Below are 14,194 nucleotides of genomic sequence, written 5' to 3' on the forward strand. Positions count from 1 at the left end.
GGCGGTCGCGCCGCCAGCCGGCGATAACGCGATACCCTCCCGGCGCGTCAGGTCCGACATGACCGACCGGGACGACGCGGACTGGACGGGGCCCGGCGAGGCCTTCGCGACGCTGGGCAACGAGACGCGGGTGGCCATCCTGCGCGAGCTGTGGGCGGCGGCGCGGGAGGGCCCGCTCCCGTTCTCCGAGCTCCGCGAGCGGGTCGGCACCCGCGACTCGGGGCAGTTCAACTACCACCTGAGGAAGCTCTGCGACCGCTTCGTGCGCAAGACCGACGAGGGATACACGCTGCGGGCGGCCGGCGGGATGGTCGTCGCGGCGGTGCTCGCGGGCCAGTACGAGGCCGGCGGTTTCGACGAGCCCGTCTCGACCGGCGACCCCTGTGCCGACTGTGGCGGCGACGTGGCGCTCACCTACGAGGACGAACGGGCCACCATCGCGTGTCTCGACTGCGACTACGCGGTCGCGTCGGCGAACGTGCCGCCGGGCGTGTTCGAGGGCCGCCCCCGCGCCGACGCGCCGGTGCTGTTCGACCGGTGGCTCCGCACGCTGGTCGCTGGCGTCGCTGGCGGGTTCTGCATGGCCTGTCAGGGTCCGACCGAGGCGCGGGTCGCGCCCGCCGTCGACGACGGCTCACGGGCCGCGAAGTTCGCGGAGGCCGCGGACGTCCACGTCGAGTACGAGTGCCAGCGCTGTGGCGAGGTGGTGCTCGCGACGGTCCCCGAGGCGGTGGCGCGCGACCCGGCCGTCGTCGCGTTCTACCACGACCACGGGCTCGATGTGGCGCTGCTGCCCTCGTGGCAGCTTCCCTGGCTGACGGTCGCACCCGAGGTCGTCTCCGAGGACCCGATGCGGGTCACAGTGACCGTCACACTGGGCGACGACACGCTCTCGCTCACCGTCGACGAAGGGGCCGACGTGGTTGCTGGTGGCGTCGACGGGTCGGCCACCGATGCGGCCACGACCGGCTGACATATCAACTCCACAACCGAAGAAGTCATCTGTTCTGGGCCTTACAGAAGTGTAATTCTGATTACGTTTATCCGGGGTTCGGTCGTGTGTTCTCCCATGCGAGCACTCTTCCGCAATCCCGACTTCGCGCGACTGTTCGCGGGTCGCGTCGTCACGAACGTCGGCGACAGCCTCTACTTCGTCGCGGCGATGTGGCTGGTGTACGACCTCACGGGGAACGCGACCTACTCCGGCATCGCCGGCTTTCTCGTGCTCGGGCCGAGCGCGCTCCAGGCGTTCGCCGGTCCACTGGTGGACCGCTGGAACATCCGGCGGCTGCTCGTCGGCACACAGCTCGTCCAGTGCGTCGTCATCGCGGCACTCCCCGTCGCCGCGCACTTCGGCTCCCTCTCGGTGTGGGTCGTGCTCACCGTGATGCCGCTGCTCGCGCTGTTGAACCAGCTGGTCTACCCGGCCCAGACGGCCGCGCTCCCCCGCATCGTCGAGGACGAGGAGCTCGTGAGCGCGAACTCGCTCTTCTCGCTCGCCTACCAGGCGACCGACACGGTGGCGAACGCACTCGGTGGGGTCCTCGTCGCGCTCGTCGGCGCGGTCGCGCTGTTCGCCGTCGACGCCGTCACCTTCGCCGTCGCGGCGACCCTGTTCGCGTTCGTCACCGTCCCGGCGGCGGGCGCGGACGACGACGGTGACACGGACGCACGGCCTGTCGAGGGCGACGGCTCCCCGGGTGCCGCCGAGGCGACACCCGTCGCTACCGACGGTGGCGCTGGGGACACGGATACCCCCGCCGACACGGATGCCCCCGACGACACGGACGCTCCCGACGACAGCGAATCCGGCTACCTCGCCGCCCTCCGCGAGGGCGTCGGCTACGTCCGTGGCACCGTCCTCGTCCCCATCATCGCCGGGGCGACCGTGGTCAACTTCGCTGCCGGCGGGACGGTCATGGCCGCGATGCCGGCGTTCGCCGACACCATGGGCGGCTCCGGCGCGTACGGTGCCCTGATGGCCGCCATCTCGGTCGGCTCGCTGCTCGGCGCGCTCGTCTCGTCCCGCCTGGATGACCGGCCGTTCGGCATGCTGTCGGCGTTCGCGTTCGTCCTGAGCGGCGTGCTCTGGTTCGCGGGGCTGGCCGCCTCGACGACCGGCTCGCTGGCCGCGACCGCCGTGCTGTTCACGGCCGCGTTCATCCCCGTCGGCGTCTCGAACGTGCTGCTGTCGGCGGTCGTCCAGTCCATCGTCCCCGAGCGGCTCGTCGGCCGGGTGTCGAGCGTCCTCGGGAGTGCGGCGTCGGCGGCGATGCCGGTCGGCGCGCTCGTCGGCGGCACGCTCACCGCGGTCGTCGGCCCGCTGGTGCTGTTCGGCGCCGCCGGCATCTCCATCCTCGGACTCGGCGTCTACTGGCTCTCGGACGCGCGTCTCCGCGGGCTCGCACCGGTCGGCGACATCGAGACGCTCGCGGCCTGAGTCAGGGCGTCAGCCGGCCGACACGGAGCCACGTGATCCCCTCGCCGTCGCGTCCCCCCGTCTCGTCGACCACCGCGAACACCATCTGCTTGCGGACGCCGTTGGCGAGTCGCACGTCGAGCGAGAGGTCGCGCGGCGAGAACACGTGTCCCGCCGGGAGCACGCGCACGAGCAGTTCCGAGTGGCCGAACTCGTCGATGTCCTCGAACTCGGCGTAGGTCCGGAAGTCCGCACCGAACTTGAACCCGGTCTTGGGGACGACGTTCCGCTCGCGGAGAGCTCCGTACGTCCGGAGCCGTCGCCCGAACCGGTCACCCTCGACGGTCTGGCCGCGTTCGCGGACCGTCGCCGCGTCGAGCGCGATGGCCCCACGTTCGGCGAGATACGCCGCCTCGACGAGCGAGAGCTGGAGCGCGTCGTGGTCGGCGTCCCGCCCCGCAAGCGGCGTGCCGTAGAACCCCGACTCGTACAGCGCCGCCGGCGGCCCCCAGCAGACCACGCGGTCCGCGAGCAGGTCGGCGTCCACGCCCGTCGGGAGCTCGATGTCGGCCGCTCCGGCCGGGTCGGGACTGGCCGTCTCGAAGTACGTGATCTCGCTCTCCTCGTCGACGACGGCGAGCACGCAGTCCCCGAGCGCGGCCGCGGCGATGGTCTGCCGTTCGCCGACGACGCGGACGCGGTAGGCGACCTCGCCGTCGCCCGGCCCCTTCCCTCGCGGGTAGACGACAAGATCCGACTCCGGGGCGGTGACCTGCTGGAGCCACTCCTCGCGGGCGGGCGAGACGTAGAACCCGCGCTCCCGGAGGTCGGCGTAGACGAGGAACTGCGGGAGGAACCTGTTGCCGGTCGCGTCGCGGACGAACGCGCGGAAGTCCATCCCGTCGACCGCGTCGAGGTCACCCCGGTAGAGCAGGTGTGCGGCCTCGACGTGTGCGAGGGCGATGCCGTTCCCCCCGGTGGGGTAGCCGTACCCCCGCGAGTCGTGGAACCGCTGACGGGCGTCGCCCCCCACGCGAACGACGTCACCGTCGATGTGTCCGTTCATGGGGGATTTTGCGGTCCCGCGCCGCAAAGCGGTGACGGTCCGGGCCGGCACGGGAGGACTGGCCGGCGCTCCGTCTCACGTCCCCGGCGTCGGGCTGGCCCGCTCGGCGTCTCCTCCGCAGGCGGCGTCCAGACACCGCCGGCCGCCGCCCGTCTCGAACACGGGGAGGCCGCAGTCGCAATCGCCGACGACGCTCCCCGATGGGAAGCTGTAGGTCGCATCGCAGTCGGGGTAGTCGTCGCAGCCGACGAGCAGGCCGCCCTTGCGGAACACCCGGAGGTCGTCGCCGCAGTCCGGGCAGGCCCACGCGCGGTCGAACCGGTCGATGACGGCCTCGTACAGCGACTCGCAGGTGTAGTCGATGCAGCAGTCGATGGGCGTGCCGCGCTCGACCCGGATCCGGGGGAGTCCGCAGTCACAGCGCCCGCCGTGGCAGGTCGCGTCGGTGGGGATGCCGTAGCGACGGTCGCAGCCGACGCACGTTATGGCACGGGTCGTCCGCACGAGGACGCCGTCGCAGTCGGGGCAGTGCCCGACCGGTTCGCCGGCGTCGGAGACGGGGTACGAGCCGGCGAGGTGGAGCGCGTGCGAGCGGACACGGAGCGTCCGGTCCCCGTCGTGGGCGGTCAGGTCGAGGCCGTCGCTGGTGGTGACTGCCACCGCGTCGGCGCGGGTGAGCCACGCGACCGGCTGGTAGCCGTCGGCGTCGTGGACGAGGACGGTGTCGTCCGGTTTGACGACGACGGCGACCTGACCGCGGTGCTCGGTGCGGTCGCCGTTCTCGAACGTTGCCGTACAGTCGCCGACGAAGAGGCGGAGGGTATCGGACATACCCCCTCTGGTCGCGTTCCGGTACTTGAACCCTGAGACGGGGGTGCCTACGCCTTGACGACGACGGTGCTGCCGAGGAGGTCGCCGATGCGCTGGCTGTCGTCGGTGACGAGGATGACGATGACGGCGATGAGGCCGCCCTCGAAGCCCAGCAGCAGGTTCCGGATGATGGAGGCACCCCACGTGCACTCGCGGCCGTCGTCCATGACGACCCTGATGTCCATCATCTGCTTGCCGAAGGGCTGGCCGCCGTTCGCCTCGAAGTAGATCTTGTAGCCGGCCGCGCCGACGAACGCGAGAGCGAAGAAGAGGAACATGACGAGCGCACCGAGCCCCTCCGACACCGAGCCGATGATGCCGCCGGCGAAGAGGCCGACGAGCGCCAGCCCCCCACCGATGACGCTGGCGATGATGCTGTCGATGAAGTATGCGACGATTCGCGCCCCCAGCGTGTCCGTGTTTCCGGCTCTCCGCGCGTGACTGTGTTGGGTTGCCATACGGACCCTTCCTGCCTACCGGGTATAAAAATTATCGGCCCAAAGACGTTGGCAACAAAACAGACGCGAACGGTGCCAGCCGTCGGAGACCGCCGTCGCCCCAGCCGACCCGTGGCGGGGACCGACGGACCGATACGGCTCGCGGTCCGAGCGAACGTATGCACCACGAGGCGGTCCTGTTCGACATGGACGGCGTGCTCGTCGACTCCGAGCACTACTGGGTCGAGCGCGAGGAGCGCGACATCCTCCCGTGGGCGGTCCCCGACGCGACCGTCGCACCCAGCGAGATAACCGGGATGAACTACCGCGAGATACACGACTACCTCGCCGAACACTACGACGTGGCCGTCAGCAAGGAGGCCTGGGTCGACCGCTTCGACGAGACGGCCGCCGACATATACACCGAGCACGCGGCCCTGTTGCCGGGCTTTGCGGACTGGCTACCGGCCGCGCGCGAGGACGTCCCGGTCGCTGTCGTCTCCTCCTCGCCGCAGGACTGGATCGCGATGGTCTGTGAGCGCTTCGACCTCGCGTTCGACGCTCGCGTCAGCGCCGAGGACATCGACGCCCCCGGTAAACCCGAGCCCGACATCTACGAACACGCAGCCGGGGTCGTCGGCGCTGCGCCCGAACGCTGCGTCGCCGTCGAGGACTCCGAGCACGGCATCGCGTCGGCCGTCGCGGCCGGCTGCACATGCATCGGCTACGTCTCCGGCGCGGACGACAGCCTCGACCACTCCGGGGCCGACCACGTCGTCGACTCGCCAGCGGGACTGCTCGCGACTGTCGACGAGCTGCTCGGCCGAAACTGAGGTCACGTCTCGCGCTCCTCGACCGCCGTCGCGTCGCCGACTGCTGGCGTGTCGTCGGCCGCCGCGGTCTCGCCGGTCCACGTCGGTTCGGCCGCCCCGCCGTCGTCGGGCGGTACCGGCTCCTCCACGACGGTCGCACCGAACCGGTTCCGCGCCACCGCGACCGTGCAGTCCGTGGCGACGAGTTCGGGAACCGGGTCGCCCCGGCGCGCGTCGACGGCGGTGAACAGCCACCACAGCAGCGACAGCGCCGCGAAGGCAGCAGCGACCGGGGTCCACAGCGGCAGGTCGAGCTGGCCGGTCGGGCCGATCGTCATCGCGCCGGCGACCAGCGGGAACGATATCCAGAGGGGGAAGCGGTCCTTCCGGCGCTTCCGGCGGTACTCGGCGGCCGCCTCGTGCACGACCGACCGGCCCTCGCCGGCGGTGACGGCGCGGACGCGCGGCTCATCGACGCTGTCGGGATACCGGAGCACGTCGACGCGGCCGTCCGACTCCATACCACCCTGTTTCCGGCCGCGCTCACTAACGGTTTTGGTGGCGATCACCCGGGCAGGGATGACCGTGGGGCCGCGTCAGTCCTCGACCTGTACGGTCCGCGTCGCCGTCACCGGCACCAGCGGGAGGTCGGGGAACGCGACGGACACCTCGTAGGAGAGCACGTCGTCGGTCGCGCCGAAGACGCCCACCGGGACCGTCGCCTCGCCGTCGAGGTACGTCCCGGTGGCAGTCATCTCGACGCCGTTGACGGTCACCTGGATTCCCGCGTTCGCACCGTCCCCGCTGTTCCGGACCGTCACCTCACACATCTCGTTCTCGCCGCGGGCCACCGTGTCGGGGAAGTCGCCCCACTCGACCGCGACGTTCGGGAGGCCCGACGCGCCCTCGTGGACCTGCTCGGCGACGCCAGCCGAGAGTCCGGCGTCCTCCAGCGCGTCGGGCCCCGCGTCGGCCACGTCGCCGGGTGTGCGGTAGCCCTCCTTCGCGAGCTTCGAAGCGCGTCCCGCGCCGACGCCGTCGATGGCGGTCAGGCCGACCGCGTCCGGAGCGACGCCGTTCTCGACGCGGGCCTCGGCGCGGCGTGCGCAGTTCGCGGCGTGGGGGTCGGCGAACCGGTCGAGGAACGCCTGCAGCGCGGCGAGCAGCCGCAGCGTGTTCTGCTTGATGACCCAGGCGTCCGAGCGGAGGTCCGCCGGCGTCGTCCCGTTCATCGAGCCGACGAGGATGGCGAGCACCTTCCGCGCGCCGGCGTCCATGTCGCCCGTGTCCTGTCCCACGAGCACGTCGTCGACGGCCTCCTTCTCGGACTGGCGCGCGCTCACGCTGTCGAACTCGGCGGCCGTCGCGACCGCGCCGAGGACCGCCTTCTCGTCGATTCCCTCGCTCGTCGCGAGGTCGTAGAACCGCTCCGCGGTGTCGAGTCGGAGGTAGAACTTCGAGGCGAGCACGCCGAGTCCCGTCGCCTCGATGCCGAGGTCCGCGCCGGTCTCGACGAACCCCCGCTCGACGAGGGATTCGAGCACCGTCCGGACGCGCTCGCGGCGGTCCTCGAAGCCGTACGCCTCCGGATTCGACCGGGCGCGCTGGAAGTAGAACGTCGTCTCCAGCCAGCTCATCACGTCGTCCAGATCCTGCACCGTCCCCATGGCGATCTCGGCGTTGAGGTGCGCGTCGAGGTTCTCGGCGAGTCGGCTCTCGATCTCCTTGCCCTCGCGGAGCAGCCGGCGGTACTTCCCGGCGTCCGACCCGTCGCAGACCACCCAGCCGTAGCCCACGTCGTCGTAGCCCGGTCGCCCCGCGCGCCCGAGCATCTGGAGCACGTCGAGCGGGCTCATGTCCACCTCCCCTTCGAGGGGGTCGTGCAGCTTCGTGTCCCGAATGACGACGCAGCGCGCGGGCAGGTTCACGCCCCACGCCAGCGTCGACGTCGAGAACAGCAGCTCCAGTTTCCCCCGCTTGAACCACTCCTCGACGAGGTCCTTGTCGTTCTTCGAGAGGCCCGCGTGGTGGAACGCCACCCCGTCGATGCAGGAGTTGCGCAGCGTGTCGTTGTCCAGCTGCTGGGTCTCCGTGTGGAAGTCGTAGTCGCCTCGTGCGCCCATGTCCACGTCACGTTCAGCGACCTCGTCGCGGGCCTTCTTCGCCGCCTGCACGGTGTCCTGACGCGAGGAGACGAACACGAGCGCCTGTCCGTCCTCGTTCAGGTGCGGCTCCGCGAGGTCGAGGGCCCGGTAGAGCCGGCGGTACTTGTCCGCGAAGGAGTTCTCGCCGTGGGTGTACGTCTTCACGCCCGCGTTCAAATCTACGGGTCGGTACTCGTCGCCGAACTCGAACGTCGCCTCCGGCGGCGCGTCCAGCCACGCCGCCACGTCGTCGACGTTCGGCATCGTCGCCGACAGCGCCACGACCCGGGGGTCACAGAGCCGCCGGAGCCGCGACACCGTCACCTCCAGGGTCGCGCCGCGCCGGTCCGAATCCAGCAGGTGCACCTCGTCGATGATGCAGACGTCCACGTCCGTGATGAAGTCGTACCGCGCCGTGTCGTGCTTGCGCGTCGCCGAATCCAGCTTCTCCGGCGTCATCACGAGGATGTCCGCGTGGCGGGCTCTTCGGGGGTTCAGGTCCCGCTCGCCCGTGACGACGTACACCGAGTAGCCCAGCTCCTCGAACCGGTCCCAGTCCGCCTCCTTCTCGTTCGTCAGCGCGCGCAGCGGCGCGATGAACAGCGCGGTGCCGCCGGCGTCCAGCGTCTTGCAGATGGCGAGCTCGGCGAGCGCCGTCTTCCCGCTCGCGGTCGGCGCGCTGGCGACGACGTTCGCCTCCGAGTCCAGCAGCGCGGGCAGTGCCTCCTGCTGCATCCTGTTGAACTCGTCGAAGGCGAAGGCGTCTGCAAAATCGGGGACGACCTCGGCGACCTCCATTCTCGTGTGTGTCCGAGAGCCGTGTGTTCAAAGGCGTTTCCGTAGCGGAGCGAAAGTGATACTGGTGCGTGTTATCGTGTCTCTTTGTGGTGGCTGTGATGGTCGTGGAGACAGCTGGAGCGTCCCGTCAGTCGTGGGAAAAACTGGAGACGACAACAGCCAGAAAGCCCCGAGGTTCTCGGCTCCCGCGACTCGCTGCGGTCCTCACTCCGTTCCGGTCCTTGCTTCGTCGGGGTTCACCGAGAACCTCGCCCCTTTCAGTCCTGCCCAACTGCGACCGCACCTCACGCCTCCCCAGCCTCTTGCGCTCCTCGCTCCGCTGCGGTGCTCATCCCTCGCGCGGAATGGCTCGCGGCCTGGCGAGACTCCTCCGTCGTCTCGCTGCCCTCCGCTCACTGCGTTCGCGGAGACCTCGCTTCGCTCGACACGCTCGCCAGCGCGCGCCGGCCGGCTGATTGGTCGGGTGGTGCGAACTGACACGGAACGACGGCGTTCACCCGGCGGATTCGGCGGCGGCGTCGGACGCCTTCGCCGCGGCGCGCTCCAGCATCCCGTCGCTGGTCTCGTACCAGTAGTACGCCGCCAACCCGAGCGCGACGGCGACGTTCGAGAGCGTGACGGCCCAGAAGATGGACTGGACGCCGCCGTCGAGCAGGTAGACGCCGACGGCGGCGATGGGGAGGCGGACGCCCCAGTACTGCAGGAGGGAGGCGACCATGCTGGTCTTGGTCCGCCGGGCGGCGTTGAACCCGCCCCGGAGCAGGTAGCCCGCGCCGATGGCCCAGTAGCCGAGGGCGAGGATCTGAAGGTAGTCGACCGTGTACGCGAGCGCCTGCGGCGCGATGTCGGGGACGAAGACGGTCGCGAGGGCACCGGGGACGAGCCACTGGACGACCCCGGCGAGGGTGAGCATGACGACCGCGATGACGACGCCGGTCCAGGTGGTCGAGCGGGCGCGCTCGGTGTGGCCCGCGCCGAGGTTCTGCCCGATCATCGACTGGGCGGCCTGCTGGAGGCCGCTGGCGGGGATGAACGCCACGCTGGCGATCCGTGCGCCGATGACGTAGGCGGCGAGGCCGGCGGTGCCGCCGGCGACGAACACGAGGACGACGACGACGATGCGGACGGCGTCCTGTGCGACGCGCTGGCCGGTGGTGGGCCAGCCCACGTCGAGGAGTTCGCGGCAGTCCGACACGGAGACGGTGGCGTCGTCGCGGGTGAGTCGGAAGGAGTCACGGACACCGAGGGCGAACGCGAGCACGAGGCAGAAGCTCGCGGCGTAGCCCGCGGCGGTCGCGAGCGCGGCCCCGGTGACCGCCAGCCCGTCGAAGCCGGGAACGCCGTAGCCGAAGATGAGGACCGGATCGAGGACGACGTTGACGGCGACGGCGGTGACGTTGACGTACAGCGTCGCGCGGGTGTCGCCCCAGCCGAGGAAGCCGGCCTCCAGCGAGTCCGAGAGGCCCATGAACAGGAAGACGGGTGCGTAGGCCGCGAAGTACGTGATGGCGGGTTCGACGGCGGGTGCGTCGGGGTTGACGGCCGCGATAGCGTAGACGAGTTCGTCTGCGAAGAAGAAGGCCAGCAGCGCGGCCGCGGAGCCGAACAGGAACGTGAGGACGACGCCGTTGAACGCGGCGCGACGGGCCGACTCCTCCTCGTCCGCGCCGACGCGCTGGGAGACGACGACGTGCGAGCCGACCATCGGACCGACGACGGCCAGCGCGACGAGGACGGATGTCAGCGGCGTCACGAGCCCGACCGCTCCGAGCTCGGCTTCGCCGATACGGCCGAGCCAGAAGGCGTCGACCACCTGCTGGACGACCTGGACGAGGTTCTGGACCACCAGCGGTGCCGCGAGTGCCACGAGCACCTTCGGTATGGAGCCCGTCCGTATGTCGTCCGGTGACACGTCGAACATCTGCTCGTTAGTGCACTGGTACGCGACTGGCACAAAACTCTGTCGACCATCACCGATGGTCGGTGTTGAATACTCATGGTCCCCCGACGCGGTCGGGGGGCGTGTCCGGAACCCCGACGCTTTTTCCCCTCCCGGACCGCAGTTCTCGGTATGAGCCGTTCGCGGAAGCCCGACTGGCTGAAGATGCAACCGCCGGCGGGCCGGGAGTTCACCGACATCAAGCAGACGTTGCGCGAGCACGACCTCAACACCGTCTGCGAGGAGGCGAACTGCCCGAACCTCGGTGAGTGCTGGAGCGGCCGCAACGGGAGCAGCGACGGCGGCACGGCGACGTTCATGCTGATGGGCCACCGCTGTTCGCGCGGCTGTAACTTCTGCGACGTCGAGACCGGCGGGATGGAGCCGCTCGACCCCGACGAGCCGACGAACGTCGCCGAGGCCATCGCCGAGATCGGGCTGGACTACGTCGTCCTCACGTCGGTCGACCGGGACGACCTCCCCGACCAGGGCGCGGGCCACTTCGCCGAGACCATCCGCGAGATCAAGGAGCGCCACCCCGGGATTCTGGTGGAGGTCCTCATCCCGGACTTCCAGGGCGAATCCGACCTCGTCCGGAAGATAATCGACGCCGAACCCGACGTCATCGCGCACAACGTCGAGACCGTCGAGCGCCTCCAGTGGCCGGTGCGGGACCGCCGTGCCGGCTACGAGCAGTCGCTCGCGGTGCTCGAACAGGTGTCCCGGGAGTCCGACATCTACACGAAGACGAGCCTGATGCTCGGCGTCGGCGAGTACCACCACGAGATCTGGCAGACGCTCTCGGATCTCGCCGAGATCGACCTCGACATCGTCACGCTCGGCCAGTACCTCCAGCCGTCGCTGACCCACCTCGACGTGGAGCGGTACGTCCACCCCGACGAGTTCGACACCTGGCGCGACGTGGCGGAACAGGAGTTCGAGTTCCTCTACTGCGCCTCCGGCCCGATGGTCCGCTCGTCGTACAAGGCCGGCGAGCTGTTCGTCGACGCCGTGCTGCGCGACGGGAAGAGCGTCGAGGAGGCGAGGGAGGCGGCACGGAGCGTCGCCTCGGACTAGTCGTCCGGGCCATCGCGTGAGGGCTGACGAACGACGAGTGGACGAGCCGTGAGGAACCGGTCGAGGAGGTCCGGGGCCTGCGGTACGGGTCCGGTTTCTCGGTTGCGTCGGGCTCTGACGGGTTGCGTCGGGCTCTGACATCGTGTTTCGCGTACAAACAGCGCCCGATTGCACGAACTCCCTCGTCTTCGGCGTCGCACACGACCCCGGAACGAAACCTGGAAGCCAGACCGGAGACGCCCCACGTGAACACACCACACCATCGGGATAGAGACACACGCACACGGCGAAATAAACTCCCGCCCATTCGTCCAGAATTGAGGATAGAAGACCGTGAGGAACCTAGGACACCCGGCTATTGCGGAACGAAAGTGGAGATGTGTTCAGCTTCCGGGCGAAAATCGCAAATCTGTGCGACTGTATGGCAAGAATAGGGTTGATAGTAACGTTTTTACGAAAACCATATAACGCGAGCGGGAGACATTCGATACATGTCAAGGTGGGTTCTACCGTGAGTACGATTCAGCACGACCCCCGCGAGCGCGTACAGGTGCTCGACGACGCGGGCCGGGTGCTCGACGACGCGGAGGTGCCGGACGTCGACGACGACGAGCTCGTCGAGATGTACAAACAGATGCGGCTGGCCCGCCACTTCGACCAGCGGGCCGTCTCGCTCCAGCGGCAGGGCCGCATGGGGACCTACCCCCCACTCTCCGGGCAGGAGGGCGCACAGATCGCGAGCGCCCACGCGCTGGACCAGGAGGACTGGCTGTTCCCGTCCTACCGCGAACACGGCGCGGCGCTCGTCCGTGGCGTTTCGCTGGAGAAGACCCTACTGACCTGGATGGGCCACGAGACCGGCAATAACATCCCGGACGACGTGAACATGTTCACCACCGCGGTCCCCATCGCGACGCAGGTGCCCCACGCGACCGGCGCGGCCTGGGCGTCGAAGCTCAAGGACGAGAACAGGGCGTTCATCTGCTACTTCGGCGACGGCGCGACCTCGGAGGGTGACTTCCACGAGGGCCTGAACTTCGCCGGCGTCTTCGACACGCCGAACGTGTTCTTCTGCAACAACAACCAGTGGGCCATCTCGGTCCCGCGGGAGAAGCAGACCGCGAGCGAGACCATCGCCCAGAAGGCCACCGCCTACGGCTTCGAGGGCGTGCAGGTCGACGGGATGGACCCCCTCGCGGTGTACAAGGTCACGCGCGATGCCGTCGAGAAGGCGAAGAACCCCGACGACGACGAGCTGCGCCCGACGCTCATCGAGGCGGTCCAGTACCGCTTCGGCGCACACACCACCGCCGACGACCCCTCGGTCTACCGCGACGACGAGGAGGTCGAGCGCTGGAAGCAGAAGGACCCCATCCCGCGCATGGAGACGTTCCTGCGCCAGCACGGGCTGCTCGACGACGAGCGCGTCGACGCCATCGAGGCCGAGATCAAGGACGAGGTCGCCGACGCCATCGCCGCGGCCGAGGCCGTCGAGCGCCCCGAGCCCGAAGAGATATTCAAACACGTTTATGCGGGCATGCCGAAGAAGCTGGACGAACAGCTGGAGTGGTTCAACAGCGTCCGCGAAGAGTTCGGCGACGACGCACTCCTGGAGGACTAACACATGGCAACGCAAGACACTGCATCCGAGACGGAGAACCTGACGCTCGTGCAGTCCGTCCGCGACGGGCTGTACACCGAGATGAAAAAGGACGAAGACGTGCTCGTCATGGGCGAGGACGTCGGGAAGAACGGCGGCGTGTTCCGCGCGACCGAGGGGCTCTACGAGGAGTTCGGCGGGGACCGCGTCATCGACACGCCGCTGGCCGAGTCCGGCATCGTCGGCACGGCCATCGGGATGGCCGCCTACGGCCTGAAGCCCGTCCCCGAGATCCAGTTCATGGGCTTCATCTACCCCGCGTTCGACCAGATCGTGAGTCACGCGGCGCGCATCCGCACGCGCTCCCGCGGTCGGTTCACCTGCCCGATGGTCGTCCGCGCACCGTACGGTGGCGGCATCCGTGCGCCGGAGCACCACTCCGAGTCGACGGAGGCGATGTTCGCCCACCAGCCCGGTCTGAAGGTCCAGATCCCGAGCACGCCCTACGACGCGAAGGGGATGCTCATCTCGGCCATCCGCGACCCGGACCCGGTCGTGTTCCTCGAGCCGAAGCTCATCTACCGCGCGTTCCGCGACGAGGTCCCGACGGACGACTACGAGGTCCCGCTCGGTGAGGCCGCCGTGCGCCGCGAGGGCACCGACATCTCGGTGTACACGTGGGGTGCGATGTCCCGGCCGACGATGGAGGCCGCCGAGGAGCTCGCAGAGGAGGACGGAATCGACGTCGAGGTCGTCGACATCCGCTCCATCTCGCCGCTCGACGAGGAGACCATCGTCGAGTCATTCAAGAAGACCGGCCGCGCGGCCGTCGTCCACGAGGCCCCGAAGTCCGGCGGTCTCGGCGGCGAGATCGCCTCCATCATCCAGGAGGAGGCGCTGCTGTACCAGGAGGCACCGGTCGAGCGCATCACCGGCTTCGACACGCCGTTCCCGCTGTACGCGCTCGAGGACTACTACCTGCCGGAGCCCGCACGCATCAAGAAGGGCATCCGCGACGCGGTGAGCTTCTGA

At 69.3% G+C, this 14,194-nt stretch carries 12 protein-coding genes; 6 read left to right on the forward strand and 6 right to left on the reverse strand.

All coding sequences use genetic code 11. From position 1 onward, the window contains the following. Positions 1 to 58: 58 nt before the first annotated feature. Both NOW55_RS17300 and NOW55_RS17305 read left to right on the forward strand, forming a co-directional pair. Positions 59 to 973, forward strand: a complete 915-nt coding sequence (locus tag NOW55_RS17300) for an ArsR/SmtB family transcription factor (protein ID WP_256401358.1) — start codon at positions 59 to 61, stop codon at positions 971 to 973. A 96-nt stretch (positions 974 to 1,069) separates the two neighbouring features. Next, on the forward strand, positions 1,070 to 2,440 hold the full coding sequence (locus tag NOW55_RS17305; RefSeq protein ID WP_256401359.1) for an MFS transporter: 1,371 nt from the start codon (positions 1,070 to 1,072) through the stop codon (positions 2,438 to 2,440). A 1-nt stretch (position 2,441) separates the two neighbouring features. Here the strand turns inward: NOW55_RS17305 and endA are convergent, their stop codons facing one another. From endA to NOW55_RS17320, 3 genes are all read right to left on the reverse strand, one after another. Beyond that, positions 2,442 to 3,485, reverse strand: a complete 1,044-nt coding sequence (endA, locus tag NOW55_RS17310; RefSeq protein ID WP_256401360.1) for a tRNA-intron lyase — start codon at positions 3,483 to 3,485, stop codon at positions 2,442 to 2,444. A 75-nt stretch (positions 3,486 to 3,560) separates the two neighbouring features. Beyond that, the gene (locus tag NOW55_RS17315; RefSeq protein ID WP_256401361.1) at positions 3,561 to 4,316 is read right to left on the reverse strand and encodes a topoisomerase DNA-binding C4 zinc finger domain-containing protein; all 756 of its coding nucleotides are present in this window, start codon (positions 4,314 to 4,316) and stop codon (positions 3,561 to 3,563) included. 47 nt (positions 4,317 to 4,363) lie between these two features. Further along, positions 4,364 to 4,813, reverse strand: a complete 450-nt coding sequence (locus NOW55_RS17320; RefSeq protein WP_256401362.1) for an RDD family protein — start codon at positions 4,811 to 4,813, stop codon at positions 4,364 to 4,366. A gap of 158 nt (positions 4,814 to 4,971) precedes the next feature. Between NOW55_RS17320 and NOW55_RS17325 the strand changes: the two genes are divergently transcribed. Next, a complete protein-coding gene (locus tag NOW55_RS17325) occupies positions 4,972 to 5,625 on the forward strand; it encodes an HAD family hydrolase (RefSeq protein WP_256401363.1) in 654 nt (217 codons plus the stop codon). 2 nt (positions 5,626 to 5,627) lie between these two features. On the opposite strand, the gene NOW55_RS17330 is transcribed toward NOW55_RS17325, so the two are convergent. The 3 genes from NOW55_RS17330 to NOW55_RS17340 all read right to left on the reverse strand — a co-directional run bounded on the left by NOW55_RS17330 (position 5,628) and on the right by NOW55_RS17340 (position 10,467). Continuing rightward, positions 5,628 to 6,125 carry an RNA-binding protein gene (locus tag NOW55_RS17330; RefSeq protein WP_256401364.1) on the reverse strand — a complete coding sequence of 166 codons (498 nt, stop codon included), beginning with the start codon at positions 6,123 to 6,125 and terminating at the stop codon, positions 5,628 to 5,630. A gap of 75 nt (positions 6,126 to 6,200) precedes the next feature. After that, entirely contained in the window at positions 6,201 to 8,546 is a 2,346-nt protein-coding gene (locus NOW55_RS17335) for a DEAD/DEAH box helicase (RefSeq protein ID WP_256401365.1), read from the reverse strand. Positions 8,547 to 9,039: 493 nt separating this feature from the next. After that, the gene (locus NOW55_RS17340) at positions 9,040 to 10,467 is read right to left on the reverse strand and encodes an MATE family efflux transporter (RefSeq protein ID WP_256401366.1); all 1,428 of its coding nucleotides are present in this window, start codon (positions 10,465 to 10,467) and stop codon (positions 9,040 to 9,042) included. Positions 10,468 to 10,617: 150 nt separating this feature from the next. On the opposite strand from NOW55_RS17340, the gene lipA reads away from it, so the two are divergent. From lipA to NOW55_RS17355, 3 genes are all read left to right on the forward strand, one after another. Next, the gene (lipA, locus tag NOW55_RS17345; RefSeq protein WP_256401367.1) at positions 10,618 to 11,562 is read left to right on the forward strand and encodes a lipoyl synthase; all 945 of its coding nucleotides are present in this window, start codon (positions 10,618 to 10,620) and stop codon (positions 11,560 to 11,562) included. 511 nt (positions 11,563 to 12,073) lie between these two features. Next, positions 12,074 to 13,183 carry a pyruvate dehydrogenase (acetyl-transferring) E1 component subunit alpha gene (gene pdhA / locus NOW55_RS17350; protein ID WP_256401368.1) on the forward strand — a complete coding sequence of 370 codons (1,110 nt, stop codon included), beginning with the start codon at positions 12,074 to 12,076 and terminating at the stop codon, positions 13,181 to 13,183. 3 nt (positions 13,184 to 13,186) lie between these two features. Further along, on the forward strand, positions 13,187 to 14,194 hold the full coding sequence (locus NOW55_RS17355; protein WP_256401369.1) for an alpha-ketoacid dehydrogenase subunit beta: 1,008 nt from the start codon (positions 13,187 to 13,189) through the stop codon (positions 14,192 to 14,194).

It is taken from the genome of Haloarchaeobius litoreus, from assembly GCF_024495425.1.
GTDB classification, from domain to species: Archaea; Halobacteriota; Halobacteria; order Halobacteriales; family Natrialbaceae; genus Haloarchaeobius; species Haloarchaeobius litoreus.

Excerpts from the sequence above, each read along its gene's own strand:
- NOW55_RS17325 (WP_256401363.1), top strand. The coding sequence starts at position 4,972 with ATGCACCACGAGGCGGTCCTGTTCGACATGGACGGCGTGCTCGTCGAC.
- NOW55_RS17320 (WP_256401362.1), bottom strand. The coding sequence starts at position 4,813 with ATGGCAACCCAACACAGTCACGCGCGGAGAGCCGGAAACACGGACACG.
- NOW55_RS17315 (WP_256401361.1), bottom strand. The coding sequence starts at position 4,316 with ATGTCCGATACCCTCCGCCTCTTCGTCGGCGACTGTACGGCAACGTTC.
- NOW55_RS17355 (WP_256401369.1), top strand. The coding sequence starts at position 13,187 with ATGGCAACGCAAGACACTGCATCCGAGACGGAGAACCTGACGCTCGTG.
- NOW55_RS17305 (WP_256401359.1), top strand. The coding sequence starts at position 1,070 with ATGCGAGCACTCTTCCGCAATCCCGACTTCGCGCGACTGTTCGCGGGT.
- NOW55_RS17335 (WP_256401365.1), bottom strand. The coding sequence starts at position 8,546 with ATGGAGGTCGCCGAGGTCGTCCCCGATTTTGCAGACGCCTTCGCCTTC.
- NOW55_RS17300 (WP_256401358.1), top strand. The coding sequence starts at position 59 with ATGACCGACCGGGACGACGCGGACTGGACGGGGCCCGGCGAGGCCTTC.
- lipA (WP_256401367.1), top strand. The coding sequence starts at position 10,618 with ATGAGCCGTTCGCGGAAGCCCGACTGGCTGAAGATGCAACCGCCGGCG.
- NOW55_RS17330 (WP_256401364.1), bottom strand. The coding sequence starts at position 6,125 with ATGGAGTCGGACGGCCGCGTCGACGTGCTCCGGTATCCCGACAGCGTC.
- endA (WP_256401360.1), bottom strand. The coding sequence starts at position 3,485 with ATGAACGGACACATCGACGGTGACGTCGTTCGCGTGGGGGGCGACGCC.
- NOW55_RS17340 (WP_256401366.1), bottom strand. The coding sequence starts at position 10,467 with ATGTTCGACGTGTCACCGGACGACATACGGACGGGCTCCATACCGAAG.